Consider the following 22,978-nt stretch of genomic DNA (forward strand, 5'->3'; position numbering starts at 1 on the left):
CCACCACCGATCGGAGTTCCCGATGGTTGTCACGTTGTCCCCATCCCCGACGCCAACTCCTGCGACCCCCACCGGGTGCATGCCCGGCCACAGCGGTGTGCCTGACTCGGTGGTGGGCGAGCTGCTCTGTGGTTCCTGGGGCGACGACGCCACCAACGTCGTGTGGCCGCTCGTCCGAGAGCGATGGCCGTTGCTCCTTGCCGCCCTGGTGGCGCTCGTCGCCGTGCGGGTCGGGTGGGCGTTGTGGCGGCGGCGCGTCTGGCGACGGCACGCCGCCGCAGCCCGATGGCTGCAGATCATCCCGCCGGTCACTGCCACTCCGGCCGCGACGATCGGCCTGTGGCGGCTGCTCGCCACGGTGCTGCCCGCGCCGCGCCGGTGGGCGCTGCGCCCGGCCCGGCTCGTGTGGGAGGTCGCCGCCGACCCGGACGGGATGCGCTGCGGACTGTGGTTGCCACCGGGGGTCAACCCGACCGCCGTGGTGCGGCTGCTGCAACGCGGCTGGCCCGGGGTCCGCGCTGAACAGACCCGCCCACCGGCCGTCCCGACGACCGGGGCCGTAGCTGCTCTGGCGGTCTGGCCCACCCAGCCGGAATGGCTACCCCTGGTCGAAGACACCACACCCCCGGCCCACCGCCGAGGCATGGACGCGAGCGCCCCCGAGGAGGACCGGCTCCGGGGGGTCTACGGCGGGCTGGCCTCGGCCGGGCGCACCGGCGGCGCGATCCTGCAAGTCCACCTCGGCCGAGCACCCGCCCACCGGATGCGCACGCTGCGCCGCGCGATGACCAACCCCCACCGCGCCCGTCGCCTCCGAGGAACCGCTCGCGCCGCCGGGCTGCTCGCCGACGGGCTACGAGCGCTGATCATCGGCGTCCTGGACATCGTTACCCCCGGCCCGTCGAGCCCGAGGCGGCACACCCGTTCCACGGACCCGTACACCGCCGAGTTGGCCCGGCAGGCGCGGGCGAAGTACGCCGACGCCCCGCACCTGCTCGTCGCCGTGCACACCGTCGCCGCCGGCCCCACCAAGCCCGCCGCCCGCGCTGCCGCTGCTGATGTCAGCTCCGGGTTCGGGCTGCTGTCGGCCCACTTCACCCGCCGCCGGCTCCGTTCCGGCGCGCTCGCGGCGGCCGACCGGTGGGTGCCCGAGGCCCGGATGAGCCTGGTGTCCGTGGCGGAAGCCGCCGCCCTGGCCGGGTTGCCCGCCGAACCGGCCGCCTACGGCCTGCCCGGCGCGGCGTCACGCCGCCGGGCCGCGACCCGCGACATCTTCCGGGCCACCGAGCGGGACACACACCCTCGCCCGGCAGAGCAAGCCGAGCCCACCGCCGACGACCCGCCAACCGCGTGGAGCACCCCATGAACAAGACCAACCGCAAAGCCGTGGCTCCTACCTCTCGTCCCAATGGACGCCGGCTGAACCTGGTGCCGGTCGAGGACCGGCAGGGCCTGGGCGGCAAAGTCATCGGCGTCACCAACGCTGGCCCCGCGATGCGGGTCGGGATCTCCTTGGCCGACTGCCGGTTCCACGTTCACGCGCTCGGACCGACCGGCACGGGTAAGACGACGCTGCTGATGCGGATGATCCTGGATGACGTGGAGGCCGGGCGCGGCGTGGCCGCGTTCGACCCGGCCAAGGGCGACCTCATCCGAGACCTCCTGGCCCGGCTGCCGAAGAACTGCGGTGATCGGCTGGTCCTGATCGACCCGGACGAACGGGCCGCGCGCCCGGCGATCAACCTGCTCGATCCGGCCGTGCACGGCGGCAGCGCGCACGACGTGGCCGCGAACCTCACGGCGGTGATGGCGAAGGTGTGGTCACGCTGGTGGGGGCACCGCACGGCCGACATCTGCTACCACGGCCTGCTCACCCTCGCCCACGTCGAAGGCACCACGCTCGCCCAGCTACCGCGGCTGCTGTCCGACTCCACGTGGCGAGCCGAACGGGTCAACGCTGCCACCAGCAAGCTGAACGCGTGGGAGGGCAACACCCTCGGCGAGTTCTGGGAAGGGTTCAACGAGCTGCCCGCCACGCAGCGCTCCAGCCTCGTCGCGCCGCTGCTGTCCCGGCTACGCCTCGTCCTGGCGCATCCGATGGCGAACAGCTTGTTTGGGGTGCCGGCCACCACGTTTTCCTTCGCTGAGATCCTCGATGGCGGTGTCCTTCTGGCCCGTCTGCCAAAGGGTGTGCTCGGTGAGGACGGCACCCGCCTGGTCGGCTCCCTGCTGCTGGCGGGGTTGTGGCAGGCGACCACCGCCCGCGCCCGCATCCCCGAGGATGACCGCCCGGACGCGATGATCGTGTTGGACGAGTGCCACAACTTCCTGCACCTGCCCATCGGCATCGATGACGCCCTCGCCGAGGCCCGCGGCTTACGCACCTCGTTCGTCCTCGCCCACCAGTACCTCGGTCAACTGTCCGGGGACATGGTGGAGGCGATCGACGCCAACGCCCGCAACAAGGTCTACTTCGCCTTGGCCCCCCGCGATGCGATCGACCAGGCCCGGCACCTGCGGCCGTATCTCGATGACGGGGACCTGATCCGCCTCGGCGGCTACGAGGTTGTCCTCCGTCCGGTCGCCGGTGGGCGGGTCGTGCCACCGGTCACCGCCGACACCGAGCCCCCACCGCCGGCCGTCGCGGGGCGTGCCGGCGAGCTGCGCCGCGCGGCCCGCGAGCACACCGGCCTGCCGGTGAACCAGCGGCGGCGGCTGCTCAGCGAAGCCGCTACCACCTCGGGTGCCCCTGAGTCTTCTGAGTCGGCTGACGCTGCGGCTACGGAATTGGTGGGTCGCAACACCTTCGCTGTTCAGGGCGAGGGTTCTAACGAGAGGTCTAACGAGCGATCCAACGAGGAACGCAACGACCACGAACCACCGGGTGAACACACCCCCTTGAACACGTCATACGCGCACGTGGACGGGGATGAGGAGGACCGGTGGACCGGAACCGACTGATAAGAGATATCCCTCCCACCCGCACATCTGCCACCGGCAGTCCCCGCCTCACGGCGTCCGTCGTGGCCGCCGAACTCGGCCGACTCACCCCCCGAGACCGACTCCTGCTCGACCTGCTCGACCAACACCGAACCTTCACCACCGACCAACTCGTCGACCTCGCCTTCGGTTCGGTCGGTCGTGCCCGCAACCGCCTCAACACCCTTCGAGATCGAGACATCCTCGACCGGTTCCGGCACTACCAACGGCCCGGGTCGCAAGCGTGGAGGTGGACCCTCGGCCCGGTCGGCGCGGCCCTCATCGCGGCCGGACGAGGCGAGACATTGCCCCGTCCCGCCGTTGTGCGCGATGCCACCGCCCGACTCGCGATGTCCCCGACGCTGGCGCACCTGCTCACGGTGAACGGGTTCTTCGCCACGCTCACGGCTCATGCCCGTACGTACCCCGGGGCGCGGTTGGTGCGGTGGTGGAACGAGGCACGCTGCCGGGAGGCGTGCGGCAACCTGGTCCGCCCGGACGGACACGGCGTGTGGGCCGACAACGGGCGGGCGGTGCCGTTCTGGGTCGAGGCCGACCTCGGCACCGAAACCCTTGCCCGGGTGGCGGGCAAGCTGACGGGCTACGCCGCACTACCGCCCCGACGCGCGTACCCGGTGCTGCTCTGGCTGCCCACCGCCGCCCGTGAGACCAACCTGCACGCCCACCTGCGCCGGTCCGGGGTGCCGGACGGGGTGACCGTGGCCACCGCTACCGCCGACCACGCCGCCGCGTCCGGCGGCCCGGCGGGGCCGGTCTGGCGCATCGTGGGGCACCCCGACCGGGTACGTCTGGCCGACCTACCCACACCGGGCGGTGCGGCATGGGACGGGTAGCCCTGTGGGTCGCGACCGGGGCAGCCGTAGCACTGCTGCTGCTCACCTCGGCTACCGCCGGTGTCGTCTCGTCCGTGTTCGGTGGCGGTGGGGGTAGTTGCGTCGGGGCGGTCACCGCACCGGGCGCGACTCCGGCGGGGTTGTCGGCGGAACAGGCCCGGAACGCCTCGGTGATCGTGACCGTGGGTGAGCGGATGCGGGTACCCGTGCGCGGGCGGGTGATCGCCGTGGCGACCGCCCCCCAGGAATCCTCGTTGATCAACCACGGGCACCTCGGCCCATATAACGATCATGACTCATTGGGGTTGTTCCAACAGCGACCGTCGCAAGGATGGGGCACCCCGGAACAGATCAAGAACCCCGAGTACGCCGCCGCGACATTCTACGAGCGTCTCCTCGCCGTGCCGGGGTGGGAACGGCTACCGCTCACCGACGCGGCACAGAAGGTGCAACGGTCGGCGTACCCGGACGCCTACGCCAAACACGAGACACGAGCAACCGAGATCGTGACGGCCTACACCGGCGGGCCGCTGCCCATGTGCGACGGTGCGCCGATCAGTGCCTCCGGGTGGACCCGCCCGGTGGCGGGCACGGCCGGTTCCGGGTTCCGTACCGGCGACCGGCCCGGACATGACGGCGTTGACATCATGGCCGGGAAGGGCACCGTCATCCGTGCCGCGTCCGGGGGCGCGGTGGTGCGCGTGCGGTGCAACGTCGGGGGCGACTCATGGGAACCCACCGGCGGGCCGATGCCGTGCGACGGTGACGGCTACCCGGGGCTCGGCGGGTGTGGCTGGTATGCGGAGATCCGCCACGCGGGGGACGTCGTTTCGCGGTACTGCCACATGGTGCGACAGCCGATGGTGCGGATAGGGCAGACGGTGATAGCGGGGCAGCCTATTGGCCACGTCGGCAGTTCTGGGAACTCGTCCGGTCCACATTTGCACTACGAGATCCACGAAGGCTATCCCGCCACCGAGAACAATGCCGTTGACCCGGTTTCTTTCACGCGCGGAAAGGGTGTGGCCCTGTAGATTCATGAAGTGATTATTCGCACATTCCAAGAAGGTATCTATGGGTATGCCGTGACCGCCGCGCGTCCGGTCCGCCGGGCGCGCGGCGTAGTCGTTTCGAACCGAAAACCACTACCCCGTAAGACGGTGTGAGCGGCCCCTGCACCGCCCGCCCTGTCCGGCATAGGGAGCCGCGCCGAACGTGGCGCAGCGTCGAACACGGGGCCGTCAAATGGCATTTCGGGCAGCGGTAGCGGTTCCTGAATCGAGAACGGAAGCGGCGCGGGGATGGTCCCCGTAAAGAGTCTTGCGCAACGGGGTTGACAATCATCGCGTGCAGAGGGTCCATGGACGTGGGCAACAAAAACCGCCCCGGCGAAACCGCAAACAATGCGCACCCCGCGCGCGGAATCGCTATTGCCGACCCTATTGCACGGAGGTTGATTCGCCATGTCTACCAACGCCAACACCGCCCCGACCACGACCGCCGTCACCGTCGCCCGGACCCTCGCGAACCACCCCGACGGCATCACCGTCCGTGACCTCGCCGCCGAGGCCGGGGTGGGACAGTCCACCGCCTCCAAGGCCCTCGCCGCGATGGAGGCCGACGGCACCGCCACCCGCACCCCCGGCCCCACCAACGGCAACCGCAAGAGCGCCGACATCTGGCACCCCGCCACCGACGCCACCGACGTGCCGACCCCCGCCGACGACGCCACCGACGCGACCCCGGACGCCACCGACGAGGTGACCCCCGCCGACGACGCGAACGGGAACGGCGGGGCGGACGAGTCCGCGCTACCGGAGGCCCCCGTGTCCGGTGCGCCGGTGTCGGGGGTGCCGGTCGCCCCGCGTCAGCCTGACCTCAAGGTGTTGATCATGGCCGGTGTGTTGGGTGGGCACCCGGACGGCATCACCGCCGACAACGCGATCAACGAGAGCGGTCTGTCGGTCGCGATGGGCGACACGATCCTCGCCGCGATGGAGGTTGCCGGGGCCGCCCGTCGCCTGCCGGTCACCGATGACGGTGACGAGCTGTGGGTCATCGGGGACGGTGACCTCGCCACCGTCGACCCAGCCAACGCCCCGACTCACACCACGTGCCCGACGTGCGGTCACACCCGCAAGATCCGCCGCCCCTCGGCCCGACGCGCCAACGGCACCGGCCGCACGACCGGCGAGATCAACAGCGACGGGTCGGTGAAGCTGGCTAAGAACGAGTTGCGCAACCGGGTCGAGGCGTTCATGCGCGACCTCGGCACCGGCCACGACGTGACCCCCGGCACCGTCGCCCGTGAGATCGGCGGACGGAGCCCCGGCGCGGTCCGCAACGCCATGTCCAAGCTCGCCGGGGCCGGTGCGCTGATCCTGACCCGTGAGGCCCCGGAAACCTACGCCCTCGCGGACAACCCGCCCGCCCCGACCGCCGAGGTCCGCGCGTTCATGGCCCCGCCGCAGACCAACGACACCACCGCCGACGACGAGGCCGGCACCGACGAGGCCGCCGCCGCGCCGGTGGCGGCCTGACCTACCGCCCCGCCGGGGCCGGGCACCATGCCCGGCCCCGGCCCCCGCACGCCCACCCACAAGCGCACGGAAGGAACGGACCATGACCACCCCCCCCACGGCCACCCCGACCCCGACCACGCCGCCCACGGCCCGACGTTCGCGCCGGGGTCGCTGCGCTGCCCCGAATGCGGGGAACCGGCCCGGCCAGTACCGCCGCGTGACTGGCCCCTCGACGGATTCACCCCGCGTCCGGCCGCGTCCCACCACGACGGCACCCCGCTATGCCCGGTGCCCGGTCAGAACGGCTCACAACCGGCGGACCCGATCGGCAATGCGCCACGCCTGACCATGTGGCAGGCCGTATGGCAAAGCTGGCTCGTTCATCCTGATTGGAGCGTGGCTGATCACCTCGGGTGGCTCGATGGCGAGGGCTATGACACCGGCACCCTGACCGGCGGCCCGGACGAGGTGGTCGGCCGGTGGCTGGCCGAACACCGCCGTACCGCCCGGGTGCCCCGGCCCGCCGATGACCCCCGCGTCTACATGGTTGCCGGGGGCGACATGGTGGCCGTGTTCGACTCGGCGGACGAGGCCGACATCATGGCCGTGACGATGACCGCCGCGAACCTCAAACCGGTCACCCTGCCCCTGACCGAGGCGCAATGGGAACAGGCGCACACCGTATTGCGGTCACAGCTACCGCATATCACCGTAACCGACGCCCGGCCCGGCCGTGCGGCCGGTGCCTCGTGACCGGCCCATCGGACACCGGCCCGGCCACTGACCGGCCCGACATCCCGCCCTCGCTGGCCGCGTGTCCCCACGACGCGCGGCGCGGCCTACCCATCCCGCCCGTCAACATCCACCCCGACCCGACCGGCGACGGGTCACACGTCGACTTCACCACGATCAACACCACCACCTCGATCCGCCTCGCGGTCGAACGACGGTGTTCGCTGTGCGGCGAGCCCATGGGCTATTGGGTGGCGTTTCTCGGCGGACCCCGGGCCGCCGAGTTGATGCGCTACGCGGACCCGCCGGGGCACCCGGAGTGCATGATTGCCGGACTGTCGCTCTGCCCACACATCGCGCTCGGGCGGCACCGCCGCGCCCGTGCCGACCGTCCGGGGGCGGGCATCATCCCGCCGGGATCGCACGGCGACAAACCCGACCGGTACCTGTTGGGCATCACCCGTACCTACCAGACACGGTTCATCCCCGAACACGGGTTCACCGTGTACCTACCGGCCCCGTTCAAAACCGTGCACACCTACGTGTACGGGCCGGACGGGCGGCTACGCCCGGCCACCGACACCCGGTAGGCCACGCCCGGCGGCGGGCGTCAGATTCGCCGCAGAAACCTCCATCGACTCGAACCGATCGTCTTGATCGGCGCATAGAGGCAGGAAACATTGTTAGTGACGGCGCGGCCGGGGTTGCAACCCCCGGCCCGCCGCCCGCCAAAACACAAGCTGAAAGGGGTGCCACCGTGGCACACGAACTCGAAACTCTCGCCAACGGCCAGACGGCCTTCGCCTCCGCGCGGCTGACCGCCTGGCATCAGCTCGGCACCGTCACCGATGCCTGCATGACCGCGCAGGAGGTCATGAGTAAGGCGTGGCTCGGCGGTTGGGAGGTTCGCAAGATCGCCCTTCAGGGCATCGAGGTCACCGAGCGTGGGGTGACGAAGGTCGACTGCCCCGACAAGTACATGACCGTGCGCACCAACCCGGCCACCGGTGAGACCGAGTACCTCGGGGTGGTCGGCGAGGACTACTCGGTGGTGCAGAACGAGCAGGTCGCCGAGACGCTCAACCTCCTGGTCGACGCGTCCGGCGCGCACTTCGAGACCGCCGGCTCGATGCGGAAGGGCCGGTCGGTGTTCGTGACCATGAAGCTGCCGACGGCGATGCGTATTGCCGGGGTGGACGACATGGACCTGTACCTCGCGGCCACCACCTCTCACGACGGCACCGCCTCGTTGCGTCTCGACGCGACGCCGGTGCGGATCGTGTGCGCGAACACCCAGGCCCTCGCCTATCAGCGGTCGCGTAGCTCGTACACGTTCCGGCACACCTCGAACGTGACCAGCAAGATCGCCGAGGCGCGGCAGGCCCTCGGCCTGATGTGGAAGGCGTTCGACGCGTTCGAGGCCGAAGCCGAGAAGATGATCAACGAGTCGTTGACGATGGGCGAGTTCGAGAAGATCGTCGCGCAGTTGTGGCCCCTCGCCGACGACGCCTCCGACACGGCGCGCAACAACGCGAAGCAGCGCACCGCGACGCTGCGCTATCTCATCCGGGACGCGGACACGCAGAAGGCGATCAAGGGCACCCGGTGGGCCGGCTACCAGGCCATCACCGAGTACGTGGACCACTTCGCCCCGGCCAAGACCAACCTTGTTCGGGCGAGCCGGGCGCTGACCGGTGCCGGAGCGGACCTCAAGGCCCGCGCGTTCGAGCTGCTGGCGGTCTGAGATGCGCTGGCCATGGCGCAAGAAGAAGAGGAACAAGCCCGGCCCCGCCACAGGGGCGCACTGCGCCACCGGCACGGCGAAAGTCCGTACCGAGCCGGTCGTTGCGCCACCGCCGGCCTCGGTGCCCACCGACTCGGCCGTGATCGCGCTGGCTAACGAGGTGTGTGCCCAGTTTGCGCGGGCGGAGGTCGCTCGCGCGTTGGCCGGACACTCCACCAGCCACGACGAACACGCCACCCTGACCGAACGCGCCGCCCGATTCGACGCACTCGTCGACGAGCGGTGGCGGGAACTGGTCGAGGCGATCCGCGCGGGGTTGCCCGGCGCGGCGCAGGTCGAGCGGTTCATGCCGGTCCGGCCGCTGACCAACGGCCACGTCGAGCTACATGTGCACGACACCTCGGCCCGCCGCCTCGTCGTGCTGCTCACCGGCGCGCAGGCCCTCGCCGTGGGAGCGCACCTGACCGCCAACGGGGCGATCGTGCTCGACCGCATCGGGCAAAAGCTCGACCCCGGCCTGCCGCACGTGAAGGCCGCCCCGCCGTTCGCCCTGCCCGGAGCCGCCGCTCAGCCGGCCGCCCCGGACGGTGCCGCCGGCCCGCCGGTCGCCCGTTCCTGACCGTCGTCCGATGTGCCGCGCGGTTCCGGGTCGGACCGTGACCGCGCGGCACATCGGGCGACGCCCCCTCTGACTCACTACGGAGTATCCGCATGAATCCAGAACGACTGTTCGACCTCGCTGCCGAGTTCGCCCAGGCGACCGGCAACGCCGAACGATTCCACGCCCGCGCGGCCTCCTGCGCCGGAGACGACCACACGGCGCACACGAAGAAGGCGTCGGAATGGGAGGCCATCGCCGCTCGCCGCCGCGAGCACCTGCGCGCCGCGCTGCGGGAGGCACTGCGCGGGACGATGACCGCCGTACCGGACGCCGAGCTTCCCGTGGCCACCTGGCAGCGAGGCCGCGTCGAGGTCCGCGCCACCACCCTCGACGGCACCCGCGCCGTCCGCGTGCGGTACACCCCGGCCCAGGCCCTCGCCGCCTGCGCCGCCCTCATCGCCTGCGCCGCCATCACCGACGAGCAGACCGGCGGCACCCTCACCGGCATCCTCCCCGCCCTCCCACCCCACCCGGCCACCGGCGGCGAACTCGACCACCCCACCAGCTAGCCCTCACCCCTTTGAACGGAGTTGTGATGTACCGATCCATGGAGTACGGCGACACCGCGCGGGTGATCACGCCGACCGACCCGGTCGAGTACCGCCTCGGCACCGTCACCGATGTCCGCTATTCCACCCCGCACACCACCTACGCTCGCAGCTACACCCTCCGATTCCCCACCGGCGACGAGCGCACCTACCCGGCCGAGAACGTCAGGCGAGCCACCCGGGACGACGATCGCGCCGCCCTGGAGGCCGCGCTCACCACAGCGGCCGAGGCGGTACGCGACGCCTGCCGCATCGCCCACGACTACGACGCCGACCTCAGCGCCGGAACCGCGAGCCTGCTGCGGCGGCTGGTCGACCTCGCGACTCTGCGTCTCGGCCTGATCCTCGGCCCCGCTAAGCCCACTCGGCCGAAGCTCAACCGCCACCAGGACGGAGGCGACCAGTAATGCCACCGCACTCCCCGCACCCCGAGGAATCCGTCCGACTCCCCGAGGCGGCAGCGCTCGACGTGAGCACGGCGCCGGTCCCGGAGTCGCTCTACTGCCGCCGCTGCCGCCGAGCCCTCAACATCCGCTACAACAACCTGGGCATGATCGTGGAGTACCTGCACGCGGCCGAGCAGCGTGGCCAACGCAGCGACCACCGGCCCGAGGCCGCACCCATCACCGAGATCCCCGACCCGATCATCGAGTGCGACTTCTGCTCCGCACCCGACGCCGCCTGGATCTACCGGTGCGCCAACCAGATCACCGACGCCCGCCGAGTCACCGCACAGGTCATCGCCGTAGGCGACTACCAGACTCGACACCACGCGGCACGGGTACGCCGCACCGACACCGAGCACGCCTTCACCCAGGCGTGGGGCGAAGGCTGGTCGGCCTGCAACGAATGCGCCGACTTCATCGAGGCCCGGGACCTGTATGGGCTGATCGGCCGGGTGGTCGAGGCCCTGCCCGCGAAGCTCACCCGAGGCAAGCACCTCATGCGGACCCGGGGCCAGCTTTATGAGCGGTACTCCGAGGTGTTCGACACCCTCGCCCCCGGCCGAGGCCGGATCGCGCCGGGTCACCCCCTCGGCATCTGGACTCACCCGACGGGGGAGGCACCATGACCGACACCACGGGGCGGCACGGATGGCCTGCCCTCACCCACGCGAAGGCCCGCCGCCGGATGGGGCCGGTGTGCGGCGCCGCCGACGTGCCGTTGAGCCTCGTCACCGAGGACCCGCACCTCGTCATCTGCCCGGACTGCGAGTCGCTGGCCGAGATCGAGGCGCTTCCCGACGACGCGACCGCTGGCGACCCCCGCATTATCGAGCTGTTGCGGGAGGCGAAGGGCGGCAACTTCCGCAAGATCGACGGGGTGGTGGTGGACGCGACCACCGCCGCCGCGATCCTGACCGTCTATGACGCGATCAAACCCGCCACCCAGGCGAAACTCGCCGCACTACCAATACACCTGATGGCGCAGACAGCGTGGCGGGTGCTGCGTCCGCCGTCGTAACGAGGTGGGTCGGTGGCCGGCGGGCACACCCGAGGGTGCGTGCAACCCCGACCGGCCACCTCGCCCACTCCGGGCCGCCTGCGGACACACGGCCGCCTATACCCGGGCCGGGGCGTGCCGCCGATCCTACGGCGAGCCGTACCCGCCTCGAAGGCACGGCACCGGCAGCGAGCACCACTGCAGGGAGGATGGGGGCGTGGCACGACTCGTGATCGACAGACGGCCCGCCCTCGACCGGGCCGGAGTCGCCGCGCACACCGGCGCGGCGTACTCCACGGTCAACCACTGGCACCGCCACCGCGCCCGGTTCAACTTCCCCGAAGGCTTCCCGCACGAAGGGCGGGAGTGGTTCTGGCTCGACGACATCGAGGCATTCCACGCCGCGCACCAGGCGGCGAAGCGCGCCGAGCTGACGAGGGTCGACCGCCGCGGCGACTCCGACGACCTCATCGGCTCGGGCGCGGCGGCGCGAGTCCTCGGCTACGGCTCGTACCGCAACCTGCCCGACACCCTGTACAACCACCCCGACCGAGTCGAGATGCTGCCGGACGGGCGGGTGCGTCGTCTGTGGTTCCGGCGTACCGTATGGGCCGTCGCCGACGCCCGCACGGGCCGACAGTCCACCGGCCGCACCCCCGGCACCACCGGTGCCCGCAAACCACACCCGTACGCCGACGACCCCCGGCTTCCCACCGCCATCGCTCTCCTCACCGCGGCCGACCGCACCGGACGCGACCGGCGCGGCCTCGGCGTCGCGCTCGCTCAGCAGCTCGGCATCACTCAACGCACCGCGCAACGACTACTTGCCGCCGCGTACGCGGTAGGCGGCACCTCTTCCGGGCAAAGGGCCTGAGTGCGGACAGGTGCCGCCGAGTCGGGTCAGCCCGACCTCGGCGGCACCTGTCGTACGAGTGGTTCAGTCTTCGTCGTCGTCCTCGCCGGCAGGCCGAGGCGTCGGAACCTCGATCAGGTAGCGCAGCGCGCCGTTGATGTCGGTGTCTCGGCTGTCGGCGGTACGCTTGAGCACGTCGTACACGTCGTCAGCGACCTCGATCGTGCGGAGGCCGGGCGTTGTGTCGGTCATGTGTAATCCCTTCTGGCAGCGTTCGGCGTGGTGCCCGTTCGGGCAGCCGCGCCTATCCACGCTGACCTCGACGGCGCGATCAAGACCGCCGCCAGGTGCCAGGTCAGGGTTACGACTGACGGCACTTTTCGAGGTAACGAGAGGAGGACCAAATGACCATCGGAATTACCGCTGCGTTAGCCCGGCGATTTCTTTGTTGTCCGATTTCACGACTACATCGCGCAACGGACTTACGAGTCGGATCTCAGGCAGCTTCCCGACAATCCTCTTTCCGGTGAAGACAGCATGCTGGATGATGGTGGCCCCCGCGTCATCCGCTAGGAGAAGGCGGAAGTGTAGTGAGGAACCTGCCGGGATCAAGCATGGCGAGATGCGTATGACGTTGCCGTCATTGTCGTTTGTGTGCTCGATCGCAGGATGCGGGGCGTGGCTTCCTTTCACTTCTGTCTTGAGTATATTGAGGATTCGGCCCTTAACTCTAATCTCAAGGGGTTTGCCGTCTTCGAAGTCAGAGGATGCAAAATCTTTGCGACAGGCGTTCATAATGTCGACTTCAGCTACCAGGGCCCCTTTTAGCTCTTCTTCATTATAGAAGACGCGAAGCCCGACCTTTCTCATGTTGTCATCGGTGACCGGCGTGATCTTCGACTTCCAGCGAAGGAGGCGCTTAGGTCGGTTCGAGCGGTAAGCCACCCATGAAGCAACAGCCGTCACGGAAGCCCCGAGCAGGCCAGCCCCGACGCCGACCCAGAACCCGCCCACCTCCGTCCACTTGAGAGGTTCCGGGGTGCTAATGATAGCGAAAAGGGGGAGGTCCATCACGGCGGGCATCTTACCGGAGAGGTCAGACATTGTGGTCAGCGGCTGCGGCAGGCTGGTGAAGTAGATGACCCATTCGATACAAAATCCGAACCACTCCGCTTCTTTGAATGGCTAGATGAGCCGACGACCGCAAGTCGGGTGAAGTTGGCTACTTTAGCTCGGTGCACATGCGTGCGAGAATGTGCACGTGTCGATCGAAGATGTCCCGAACGCCTACGTTTCCCCTGTCGATAGTCAACCCGACCGTCCTCACTTGCTTGTCTGGCAGGACGAACTCAAAGCCTCTCCTGGTTACCGCGCTGTTGAACTCATGGCGTACGTCCGTCGCATCGGCTACGTGCTTCAGGCCAACGTTGCGCAGTACAACGACCTTATCGCTCGCTTGCAAGATCCTTCCCATTCGCTTCCAATCTTCGACATATCGAACCCTGAAGTGCACGACGATCTGCTCTCTGAGGTCGAAAGGCTGCTCCACAACGTCCTTATGGCATTGAGTACCCGTATTGATCAGCAGCGCAGGTTCATGAAAAAGCACTTTAGTGACGACGCGGCACTCACCGTCGAGTATGCCGAAAGGGTCAGGACCGGCTTCGACGACTACGCTCCGAGCGCCTTCCTGCGCGGTCTTCGTAACTATCTAACGCATCACCGCCTACCCGTGGCCCAGAGTCAACAGACCTTCTCCCCGCAGTCGTTCTCGGTGACGTTTGTTCTTCTGTGTCAACCTCTGCTGGAATGGTCGAGGTGGAACAGTGATATTAAGAGGTGGATTGCGAGTCGGGGCGATTGTCTTGAAATTGTTTCCATGATTGATGGCTACGCGCGAATTGCTGGCGACTTCGACAAGTGGTTGCATGATCGGATTGGCCTAAAGTATGCGAGCGAGATCCGCGAGTATGAGGATTCCGCCAATGCCTTCAACCGAGAGCTGGATCGGACGTTCGGCCAATAGATCATCCGACTTGAAGTGCATTGACTTACTGCGAGGCGTCGCCTCGAATGGCCACGTCTGCGGCGTCGGCAGCGCGAAGCAGAGCGGCGGCGAGGCGACGAGCCTGCTCGGGGTTGAGACTTACATATAGGTCGTCGTCGGGCGGGAAGCTGAACTCAACATAGGGGCGTTCCAGGCCGGCCGGATCGGTGCCGATCCAGCTCGGGGTTTTGTCCCAGTGGGCGACCCGTACGTGTGCCTCGACCAGGAGGCATGCCTGGTCGTAGACGTGCACGGTGTCCGCCTCGCCTCGGTGTAGAAGTGCTCGGGGTGAGAAGGGGTCGGCGTCGTCATGGCGGCAGTCGATGCACCAGGGCGGGCAGTGTTGCGGGTGGGGTGGGCGGGCGGCGCTGGCCGCTCGGGCAGGCTCGGCTACGTCGGTCCCCTCGCGTGTCTGATCCTGCGGTGAGCTGACGTCGGCACGTTCATACCGATGCCGTGGGTCGGGTGCCGTTGACCGGGGGTGTCTCCTGGCGCAGCGTGGCGAGCAGTTGTGAGACGGCGCTGTTGCGGATTGAGTGGCCGTTCTGGCGTAGCCGTCGGGCGAGGGCATCCCGGCTGACGGTGTGGCCTTCGCGGGTCAGTTCGTCGCGGGCCGCGCGGGCGGCGGGCAGTAGTGGCACCAGGTCCGGGGCGAGGTCGACGTCGATGTCATCGGTCTCGTCGGATGGGTCGTCATCGTCAGGTTCCGCATCAAGGTCAGTACCAGTCTCGCTGCCGTCCGTTTCCTGATCGTCGTCCGGGTGGTCGGCAGTGTCAGGAGTCCCGCCGTGGGCCGGCTCGTCGGCATCGGCGTCCAGGGAAGGAGGTTCGGACAGTGGACGCCGACCGGTTGGCCTGGTGGCGCTGATCCCGGGCATGGTCTCGACGGGTGCCGATTCGATGGGCTGGCCTGGAGATGGTGCCGGTGGGGTCTTTGCCGCTACGGCGTGCGGTGTGTGTTCGGCTTCGCGGCGGCGTGCGGCGAGTTCCACGAGTGATACCGACGCGACGATGATCAGCCCGTCGACGGAGAGTGGTAGGAGGTAGGGGACGGTGCCGGTTTCGCCGTACCGTGCGACGACGCCGACCATGTGGTGGTAGCTGATCCAGGCGGCGATGGCGGCGATGGTCGAGGCGGCGACGATCCGGATGATGCCGAGCGCACGGTGGTAGACGGGTATGCGGGTGACCAGCTCGACGGTGATCAGGAGGGCCAGGGGTGGCCAGGCCGCGATGGTCTGGGAGATCGGGTTGGGTTGGGCGTGCAGGATGTTCGCGGTGACCGAGGCGGCTACGCCGAGGACCAGTGTGGCCCGCACTGCCCATTGCATCCGTTGGAGCTGGCGGTGGTTCATGGCCGTCCTCCACTGGCTGGGGCGACGGGTCGGAGCTGGCGCTCGGCGACGCGGCGGGTGGCTTGGGACGGTTCGGCGTCGCCGAGGTCCGCGAGGCGTTCTTCCAGGCGGCGCAGGGTGCGTCGGACGGCGTCGGGGCGCTGTTGTCGGCCGTGGATGCGCATGATCCGCTGGTACAGCTCCTCGTTGACGGGGTCGAGTTCGGCGGCGTGTTCGAGGGCGGCAACGGCCTGGTCGGGGTGGTCGGGTTCGAGGATCTCGGCGATGCGGGCGTAGGCGGTGAGGATCTGATGGCGGTAGCTGGTGGCGTAGTCGGTGGCCCAGGTGTGGTCGTGGCCTTCGGCGAAGTCACCTGCGTACAGCTCCGTGGCCCGGCGTAGCGCGGTAAGCATCGCCGCTTCGTCGTCGGTGGTGGTGGCTTGGTCGATGGCGGTGAGCATCTGCCAGAGGTCCACCGTGACGGTCTGCGGGTCGAGCTGGTATCGGCCGGTGGCCGGGTCGTAGACGATGAACATGGGCTCCTCGTGGCCGGTGGCGGCGCGCAGCACCCGCCGGGCGGAGGTGATGTCCGTTCGTACGCGTTTGATGGCGGCGGCCGGGTCGGCGTGGGGGTGCAGGTCGGCGGCGAGTTGGTCGAGGGTGCGGCCGGCGGGGTGGGCGGCGAGGACGGCGAGCGCGGTGTAGGAGCCGCTGCGCATTCCGGTGGCGATCGGACCGGCGTCGGTGGCGACGGTGACCGGGCCGAGGACCCGGAGGCGGACCAGGGCCGCCGCGTCGTCGGCCTGGGGCGGTGCCGCCTCGTTCGGCTCGGCGGTCACCGCGGTCGGCGAGATCTCGGCGGGCGGGTCGTCAACGTCGGTACCGGCCTCGGGACGGGCTATCGCGTCGGTGAGCATGGAGAGGACGGCGGCGAGGTCATCCGCGCCGAGGGTGGACAGCCGGGTCGCCGGGTGCGGTTCGTAGCCGGTGGTGGTGCCCTTGGCGGTGATCTCGATGGTGGGGATGCCGTCGTGCGGGCCGAGGATGACGGGGTGCAGGTTCAGGGCGGCGCGGTGGGTGGCGACGGCCTGGAGGCGGGGAGCGTGCCGAGGGCTGGAGTCGATGAGCAGCACGTACGGCGGTTGGGTCTCGGCGTGGTCGGTGCGGGCGTTGAGGTCGGTGATCGTCTCGGCGTCGAAGGTGTCCAGTAGCCGGCGGCGGCCGATCATTTCCTCCTCGGCGTGGGTGATCGCCGCAGCGGTGTCGGCGAGCACGATGAGGCGTTCTCCGTCGTAGGCGGTGCCGTCGGGGTCCAGCCCGACCGCCGGGGCGTCCTCGGGCAGGAGTTGGGCGAGTAGGTCGGTGGTGGTGACCACGACCGGGCGGGCGGTGGCTGTCTCGACCGCGCCGCTGGTCAGGACGGACGCGAGGATGGCGCGGGCCGCTGGTACGGCTCCGTCGCCGTGCAGGGCGGAGCCGGGACCGGGCAGGTGGAACAGGCTTACCTCGGTGCCGTCCGAGTCGACGCCGATCGGTGCCGCAAGGGCGGGGCTGGCGGGCTGGTGGTCGCTGCTGGGGCCGAGGTGGCGGTTGCCGATGATGTCGACGGGGGCCAGAGACGGCGGTATCGGGGAGCGTTGCGGGGCGGTGCTGACCGATGTGGGGAAGGTCAGCCGGGCGCGGCGGCGTCGTTGTAGGCGTAGCAGAGCGGCGACGGCGGCGATGGCGGCGGCCAGGCCGAGGCTGATCCAGCCGCGCGCCGGCAGCACGGTCTCCGTTTCGTCGTACGGCTGCGCGTGGGGTTGTGCTGGGGGTGTGGTGGGTGCTGTGTCGGCTGGTGTGCTCGGCGTAGTGGTGTGCGGTGTCGACCGGTGCGGGCCAGTTGATGTGTGAGGGGTGAGCGGTGCAGAGGGACTCGTCTCCGCTTTGGGTATGGCGTGGCCGGAGTTGCCGGCGGCGGGTGGCTTGGGGCGGGGTAGGGCGGGTGTTGGTGTGGCCTGGTGGGCGGGAAGTGTGAGTTTCCATCCGACGTGGATGGTGTTGGGGTTGGTGAGCGCGTAGCCGTTGGTCTGGCGGTGTCCCCGGTTGAGGGCGTAGATCTCCCGCCACCGGGTCGCATCACCGAGATGCTCGGCAGCCAAATCCCACAGGTTGTCTCCGGCAACGACCCGGACCTTCTCGCGTGGGGCGTGGGATGGGGGATGCGCGCCGGTGCGGTTGAAGACCGGCGGGGAAGCGTGACGTGCGGACTCTGTCGTCGTATCGGGGATCGTCGGTGTTGGTAAGGCGGTGGTCGCTGTTGCCGAGGTGGCGGTGAGTCCCCGGGGGGATGGTGAAGGGTCGCCTGGCGGCGGAAGAACAGGGGCATCGTGGATCGGGGCTGCTCTGTCGGCTGGTGGTGGGTCGGTATCGGCTGCGGTGTGGTCGTGTGCGACGGCGGGAAGGGCGGCAGCGGTCGTGATGGCGGTAGTGCCCAGCAGGGCTGCCGCGAGCGCTTGCAGAGGGCCGGGTAGGTGCAGGGTGAGGTGCCACCGTAGGCGAGCGGTGAGGTACCGGTGTGCGTGATCGGTGACGGCGGCCATGAGCAGTACCCACAGTGCCCCGGCTCCGGCGTATCCCAGCATCGCTACAAAACCGGCGGTCAATGGCTGGTGCACCCACGCCCGAAGCTGGTCCGTGGACAGCTTAGGGACGGTTAGCCAGCCGATCTGGTAGAGCAGCGCTGGCGGTGCCAACGCGAGGAATGCGGTGACGGCGCGTACGGCTGCTGCCGAGACCCGTTTCGCCATGGCCTGTCTCCCTCCGGCGTTGCCGCGGTTGGTGAGACAGACCGTAAGAGCGCGATGGACGACGACGGCGGGTTGAGGACCTTACAGCACCTCACACTTCCTTACACGACCTCACAACCGCAGGTCACAGCGCTACGGAGTAGTAGAGATGAGATCGAAGTTGCCGCCATCAATGTTGGCGCGTCTGAGACTCTGCTGGTGGCGAAGCTGTAGCTCGGCAGCGGCTTCAGGGCGGCCGAGGGCGGTGAGGGCACGGCCGGCGAGCCTGTGTAGGTCGGCGTTGTACGGGTCGATGCGGATGCCGTCCTCCAGCAACTGCAGGGCGCGGTGAGAGTCAGGCTCCTTGGCGGCGAGGGTGGCGCACAGGTCGATGATTCGACGGCGGGTTGCTTCCCGGTGGGGGTCGAGCCAGGGCCAGGCGCGTGTGGCGGCGAGGTCGGCGGGGTAGGCGTCGAGGACGGTCCGCCAGGCGGTGGTGGCGGGGGCAAGCGCAGTGGTGGCGTGGTGGATGGTGGTGTGGAGTTGCCACAGGTCGACGTCGATGTGCGCGGGGTTGAGGCGGTAGCGGTCATCGGAGTGGTCGATGACGGGCAGGTCGCTTGCGGTTCGGATGGTGCTGCGGAGGTCGCTGACGGCGGTGTAGAGGCGGCCGGTGAGGGAGTGGCGGGGCAGTCCCGGCCAGGCGGCGTCGGTGAGTTGTGCGGTGTCGGCCCCGCTGGGGTGGACAGCGAGGTAGACGAGGACTTGGAGGCCGGCGCTGCGGCGGATGGTCAGGGGTTCGCCGTCGATGAGCAGTTGCGGATCGCCCAAGACGCGCAGACGAAGCCGCTGCCGGGGTGCGGTGGACAGGCGCAGAGGCTCGTGTCGGGTGACCTGTCGTGGCAGTGGCAGCTCTGGTGGTCCCACGTAGGGGAGCGGTGGGCGTCCGCCGCTGGCGGGGTGGGGTGGTGCCGGGTCGGGACTGGCGATGACGGTGAGCAGGTCGGTGGTTGCCGTCTGGTCCAGGATGCACAGCCGTGGGCTCGGCATGTCGGGGTGGTGTGGGTCGCGCAGGTGACCGGTGGAGTCGGCGTGCCAGTTTGGCCCGCCCGGCCGTTCTCCCAGAAAGACGACGAGAACAGCGGCGGCGTTGCCCGTCTCGGCGAGTTGCTTCAACTGCTGCTCGTCGCCGTCGTGGTCGTTCAGCAGAACGATCTTTCGATGGCCATGCCCACTCGACGTCTCACCCCGTCGCTGACCAGGAATGACCTCACCAGCGACGGAGCCGGCGGGTTGGAGCAGCTGCGCTGCTTCGTCAACGGTGTCGACGATCGTCAACGGCAGGCGTCGCCCGAGCGTTTCCGCGGCCGGTCCGAGAAGGATGGCAAGGGTTGCCTTGGTGACGATCAACGAGGTAGGGCTGTGGCGTTGTCCGGCCAGGATGGCGGTTACCAGCAGTCCTCGTCCAACGGGCAGTGTGCCTGGTCCGGTGAGGCCGACACCGCCGGCCGGCAGGGCTTCGAGGAGGGCGGCGGTTCCGTCCGACGGCGGCGTGGTGGGGGTGTCAGCGAGGGCGGCTTGGACGGCGGTGACGGTGGGCGGTAGTGGGGTGAGGTCGGTGTCGTTGGGGTGGGTGGGGTGGGGTTGGTAGTCGCGGCGGCGGCGTAGCCAGACCAGTGCTGCGGCTGCGGTGACCTGTTCGGCGACGTCCCGGGGCAGCCAGCCACCGGCAACCGTGACCCCGTCCTCGCCTACGGCCTGGTCGCGATGGTCATCCGGGGCGATCTCGTCGTGGAAGGCGGCGGTGCCTGTTGCTAAGGGTTGCGGCGGTTGCGGCGGGGTGGTGGTGACGGTGTTGGTGGTGACGCCGAAGACGGCTGCGCCGGCCACTCCGCTGGCCGTCGCCTGTAGCGGTGTGGGGAGGGGCATCCGCCGTAGCCATGCCGTGGTGGCGCGGAGGCGGATGATGATCCGGACGGCGACGGTGTAGGCGACGAGCAGCCAGATCAACCACGCTCCGATAGCGAGTCCGGCGGTGAGGGTCTGCTCGGTCAACGGCTGCTGTAACCAGGCTCGTAACTGGTCCGTGGTGGGCCATCCGCGAATGGGTGGGCCGATCACGGTCAGGAGCATCGCCGGTGGGCCGACCAGGAACGCCAGGACGAGCAGCAGTGACATCAGTTGCCGTGGCCAGCGCATGTCAGCTGCCTCGGCCTGGTGGGTTGAGGGTGGTGGGGCCGGTGGTGGGGTGGATGAGGCGGGTCCATACGCGTGCTGCCCACCAGATGGTGATGGCTATGGCGTAGCTGACGCCGAGGATGCCGGTGGATTGTCCGGTGACGATCGCGGCGCTGATCACCGCTACTGGGGCGGCGAGGACGATGCGGAACATCAGGGGTGTCACGAGGGCCATGACGGTGCCGATGCCGAGGAGGAGTCCGCCGATGCGGGCGGTGAGGTCGAGCCATACCACCAGGTGGGGCCATCGGTCGGCGGTGCGTGCGTACTGGATGAGTCCCATGCCCACGGCGGCGGTGACGACCGAGCCGGTCGGTGTGGCCAGGAGCGCGGACCAGCCGCCGGAGGGTGTACGCCATTGTCGGGCGGCGATCATCGCCATGACCACGGCGAGGACGGCGGTGGGGGCGATCGGCCAGAGCGCCCAGGTCAGGAATCCGCGTAGGGGTAGGCCGAAGTATTGGCTGATGACGACGGCGTAGAGGGCGGCGATGGCGACGCCGAGGGAGACCCCGGCGAGGATGCCGATGCTGACCTTTCCGCCTTCGGTGCGTAGTTCGGGGGTGGGGCTGCGGGCGGCGATCAACGAGCCGAGGACGGTGCCCGCTGCGATGCAGGCCACCAGGGCGAACACCGCCGCCATGGTCAACTCGCCGAGGTTGAACAGGACGTAGTAGTACGCGCTGAGGGTGTTGTTGCGTTCGGCGGTCAGTAGGGCCTGCCACAGCAGTGCCAGGGAGGCGAGGCCGGGCACCGCGATGGCGACGGCCCGCCGGATCGGCGGCACCGGCACCTCCACCGCATTCACCCCCGCTGCGGGAGCGCCCACCTCGGCGGCGCCCCGCGTTGCGACGAGTTGAGGCTCCGCCACCAGCACCGGCGTGATCCCCGTGTGCTCGGCGATGGCGGTGTCCAGGCGTGGAAGGTGGGCGCTGCCGCCGACGCAGTAGATTCTCGCGAGGTCGCCGGGGGTCAGTTCGGCGGCGGCGATGCACTGCTGGGTCAATTCCGCGACCCGCCGTACGACTGGTTGGGCGGCGGCGTCGAGCATGGTGCGGTCCGCGATGACCGGGTGGTGGCCGGCGATCGGCACCGTGACCGCCGGATACGAGCCCAGGGTTTCCTTTGCGACCCGGACGCTTTCCGCCATCGCCCACTGGCCCATACCGCCGGCGGTCACCTCCCGGCCGTTGAGCACGGCAGCGGTCAATGCCAGGTCGACGGCAGCGCCGCCGGCCGCAGGGTCGGCGAGGGTGGCGAGGACCTCGAACCCTGACGGGCCTCGGCGCAGCACCGTCACCTCGACACCCGCGCCGACATCACACACGACAACGAACGATCCGACCGTCAGCCGCGCTCCCGTGGCTACCAGGTGCTCCGCGACGGCCACCGGAGCCTCTACCAGGCGCGGCTGCCCGAGACCCGCCCGGTGCGCGACCTGCCGCATCCAGGTGCGCCGACGCGGTCCCCACCCGGCCGGCACCACCAACCGCACATCCCGCACAGGCTCACCCACGGCACCCTCGGCCTCCGCAGCAGCCCGCCGCAACGGCGCCGCCGCCAAGTCCACCGCCGCCGATTCCGAGCCGTCGATGACCAGCTCGCCATCGCCGGTACGGCGGGGATTAGGTACGAACCGGTGCGGCTGCGTCTCGGCGGCCTGCCACGCCCGTCGCCCTGTCCACACCTGCCCACCCTCGGCCAGGAACAAGCCGCTGGGCAGGTAGGGCAGACCATCGAACGGCAACACCGACGCCCGACCATCAGGCCAGGCCAACACGGCTACGGTGCTCGCGCTACCGCAGTCGATCGACAGCCGTGCTCCCCCCGCCCCCACGCAGGTAGTCAAACATGAATACTCATTCAAGTCACCTCCTGACCACTCAGGAGAATCAAGGCTGCTCCGGATCGTGGAACTCCTGCGTCTGAGTCCGAAAGGGGAGAGCGGGCGGTGCCGGCAGGCGTGCGTGGAGGTGATGATGGTGGCCCACTTTGCCCAGCGGGTGGACTGGGCCCTGAAGGTGAAACGGACTGCCATTGCCGTCGCTGCCAGGTTCTGAGAGAGTGTTTGGGATGTGTGCTGGTCGGGTGTGTCGCACAGTGAGTGCGATCGATGATCAGGGCTCGCTCGGTAGACGGGCATGGATCGAGTGCGGCGGTACCCGTCTGATCTGACCGATGCCGAGTGGGACCTCGTTGAGCCGATGCTGCCCTCGCCGCAGTGGATGGGCAGGCCCGAGAAGCATCCGCGTCGG

At 69.3% G+C, this 22,978-nt stretch carries 22 protein-coding genes and 1 pseudogene; 16 read left to right on the forward strand and 7 right to left on the reverse strand.

Features of this window, described 5'->3' with window-relative positions; genetic code table 11:
• Positions 1-109 precede the first annotated feature (109 nt).
• The 14 genes from H1A17_RS19490 to H1A17_RS19555 all read left to right on the forward strand — a co-directional run bounded on the left by H1A17_RS19490 (position 110) and on the right by H1A17_RS19555 (position 12,357).
• Positions 110-1,366 (forward strand): hypothetical protein, encoded by a 1,257-nt coding sequence (locus tag H1A17_RS19490; RefSeq protein WP_194822573.1) that lies wholly within the window; start codon positions 110-112, stop codon positions 1,364-1,366.
• The gene (locus H1A17_RS19495; RefSeq protein WP_228543846.1) at positions 1,363-2,961 is read left to right on the forward strand and encodes a type IV secretory system conjugative DNA transfer family protein; all 1,599 of its coding nucleotides are present in this window, start codon (positions 1,363-1,365) and stop codon (positions 2,959-2,961) included. Before H1A17_RS19490 ends, H1A17_RS19495 begins: the two co-directional genes overlap by 4 nt.
• A gap of 62 nt (positions 2,962-3,023) precedes the next feature.
• Positions 3,024-3,833 carry a replication-relaxation family protein gene (locus H1A17_RS19500; RefSeq protein WP_194822575.1) on the forward strand — a complete coding sequence of 270 codons (810 nt, stop codon included), beginning with the start codon at positions 3,024-3,026 and terminating at the stop codon, positions 3,831-3,833.
• Positions 3,821-4,867: a M23 family metallopeptidase gene (locus tag H1A17_RS19505; protein WP_194822576.1), complete on the forward strand. Its 1,047-nt coding sequence runs from the start codon at positions 3,821-3,823 to the stop codon at positions 4,865-4,867. Before H1A17_RS19500 ends, H1A17_RS19505 begins: the two co-directional genes overlap by 13 nt.
• Positions 4,868-5,296: 429 nt before the next feature.
• On the forward strand, positions 5,297-6,373 hold the full coding sequence (locus H1A17_RS19510; protein WP_194822577.1) for a helix-turn-helix domain-containing protein: 1,077 nt from the start codon (positions 5,297-5,299) through the stop codon (positions 6,371-6,373).
• Positions 6,374-6,643: 270 nt separating this feature from the next.
• Positions 6,644-7,108 (forward strand): hypothetical protein, encoded by a 465-nt coding sequence (locus H1A17_RS19515; RefSeq protein WP_309236811.1) that lies wholly within the window; start codon positions 6,644-6,646, stop codon positions 7,106-7,108.
• Positions 7,105-7,677: a hypothetical protein gene (locus H1A17_RS34565; RefSeq protein WP_309236812.1), complete on the forward strand. Its 573-nt coding sequence runs from the start codon at positions 7,105-7,107 to the stop codon at positions 7,675-7,677. Before H1A17_RS19515 ends, H1A17_RS34565 begins: the two co-directional genes overlap by 4 nt.
• 167 nt (positions 7,678-7,844) lie before the next feature.
• Entirely contained in the window at positions 7,845-8,831 is a 987-nt protein-coding gene (locus H1A17_RS19525; RefSeq protein WP_194822578.1) for a DUF932 domain-containing protein, read from the forward strand.
• Position 8,832: 1 nt separating this feature from the next.
• A complete protein-coding gene (locus tag H1A17_RS19530) occupies positions 8,833-9,450 on the forward strand; it encodes a hypothetical protein (protein WP_194822579.1) in 618 nt (205 codons plus the stop codon).
• Positions 9,451-9,542: 92 nt separating this feature from the next.
• Complete coding sequence (locus H1A17_RS19535) at positions 9,543-10,001, forward strand: hypothetical protein (RefSeq protein WP_194822580.1); 459 nt, start codon at positions 9,543-9,545, stop codon at positions 9,999-10,001.
• A gap of 26 nt (positions 10,002-10,027) precedes the next feature.
• On the forward strand, positions 10,028-10,447 hold the full coding sequence (locus H1A17_RS19540) for a hypothetical protein (protein ID WP_194822581.1): 420 nt from the start codon (positions 10,028-10,030) through the stop codon (positions 10,445-10,447).
• Positions 10,448-10,509: 62 nt separating this feature from the next.
• The gene (locus tag H1A17_RS19545) at positions 10,510-11,112 is read left to right on the forward strand and encodes a hypothetical protein (protein ID WP_309236813.1); all 603 of its coding nucleotides are present in this window, start codon (positions 10,510-10,512) and stop codon (positions 11,110-11,112) included.
• Positions 11,109-11,504: a hypothetical protein gene (locus tag H1A17_RS19550; RefSeq protein WP_194822583.1), complete on the forward strand. Its 396-nt coding sequence runs from the start codon at positions 11,109-11,111 to the stop codon at positions 11,502-11,504. Before H1A17_RS19545 ends, H1A17_RS19550 begins: the two co-directional genes overlap by 4 nt.
• Before the next feature lie 208 nt (positions 11,505-11,712).
• Positions 11,713-12,357: a hypothetical protein gene (locus H1A17_RS19555; protein ID WP_194822595.1), complete on the forward strand. Its 645-nt coding sequence runs from the start codon at positions 11,713-11,715 to the stop codon at positions 12,355-12,357.
• Positions 12,358-12,420: 63 nt separating this feature from the next.
• On the opposite strand, the gene H1A17_RS19560 is transcribed toward H1A17_RS19555, so the two are convergent.
• Together H1A17_RS19560 and H1A17_RS19565 are read right to left on the reverse strand one after the other, a co-directional pair.
• On the reverse strand, positions 12,421-12,588 hold the full coding sequence (locus H1A17_RS19560) for a hypothetical protein (protein ID WP_194822584.1): 168 nt from the start codon (positions 12,586-12,588) through the stop codon (positions 12,421-12,423).
• 165 nt (positions 12,589-12,753) lie between these two features.
• Positions 12,754-13,410 carry a hypothetical protein gene (locus H1A17_RS19565; protein WP_194822585.1) on the reverse strand — a complete coding sequence of 219 codons (657 nt, stop codon included), beginning with the start codon at positions 13,408-13,410 and terminating at the stop codon, positions 12,754-12,756.
• Positions 13,411-13,597: 187 nt separating this feature from the next.
• On the opposite strand from H1A17_RS19565, the gene H1A17_RS19570 reads away from it, so the two are divergent.
• Positions 13,598-14,362, forward strand: a complete 765-nt coding sequence (locus tag H1A17_RS19570) for a hypothetical protein (protein WP_194822586.1) — start codon at positions 13,598-13,600, stop codon at positions 14,360-14,362.
• A gap of 25 nt (positions 14,363-14,387) precedes the next feature.
• On the opposite strand, the pseudogene H1A17_RS19575 reads toward H1A17_RS19570, so the two are convergent.
• From H1A17_RS19575 to H1A17_RS19595, 5 genes and pseudogenes are all read right to left on the reverse strand, one after another.
• A pseudogene (locus tag H1A17_RS19575) lies at positions 14,388-14,717 on the reverse strand (hypothetical protein); the annotation flags it as partial.
• Between the two features lie 109 nt (positions 14,718-14,826).
• The gene (locus tag H1A17_RS19580) at positions 14,827-15,738 is read right to left on the reverse strand and encodes a DUF2637 domain-containing protein (protein ID WP_194822588.1); all 912 of its coding nucleotides are present in this window, start codon (positions 15,736-15,738) and stop codon (positions 14,827-14,829) included.
• Complete coding sequence (locus H1A17_RS19585; RefSeq protein ID WP_194822589.1) at positions 15,735-18,506, reverse strand: BTAD domain-containing putative transcriptional regulator; 2,772 nt, start codon at positions 18,504-18,506, stop codon at positions 15,735-15,737. The genes H1A17_RS19580 and H1A17_RS19585 overlap by 4 nt, the downstream gene beginning before the upstream one ends.
• Before the next feature lie 132 nt (positions 18,507-18,638).
• Complete coding sequence (locus H1A17_RS19590) at positions 18,639-20,663, reverse strand: hypothetical protein (protein WP_228543847.1); 2,025 nt, start codon at positions 20,661-20,663, stop codon at positions 18,639-18,641.
• Positions 20,664-20,685: 22 nt separating this feature from the next.
• On the reverse strand, positions 20,686-22,473 hold the full coding sequence (locus tag H1A17_RS19595; protein ID WP_309236814.1) for an Hsp70 family protein: 1,788 nt from the start codon (positions 22,471-22,473) through the stop codon (positions 20,686-20,688).
• A 391-nt stretch (positions 22,474-22,864) separates the two neighbouring features.
• Here H1A17_RS19595 and H1A17_RS19600 point away from each other — a divergent pair.
• The coding region (locus H1A17_RS19600) for a transposase (protein WP_228543619.1) at positions 22,865-22,978 on the forward strand (114 nt) is incomplete at its 3' end.

Source organism: Micromonospora sp. S-DT3-3-22, assembly GCF_015354745.1.
Lineage (GTDB): Bacteria > Actinomycetota > Actinomycetes > Mycobacteriales > Micromonosporaceae > Micromonospora > Micromonospora wenchangensis.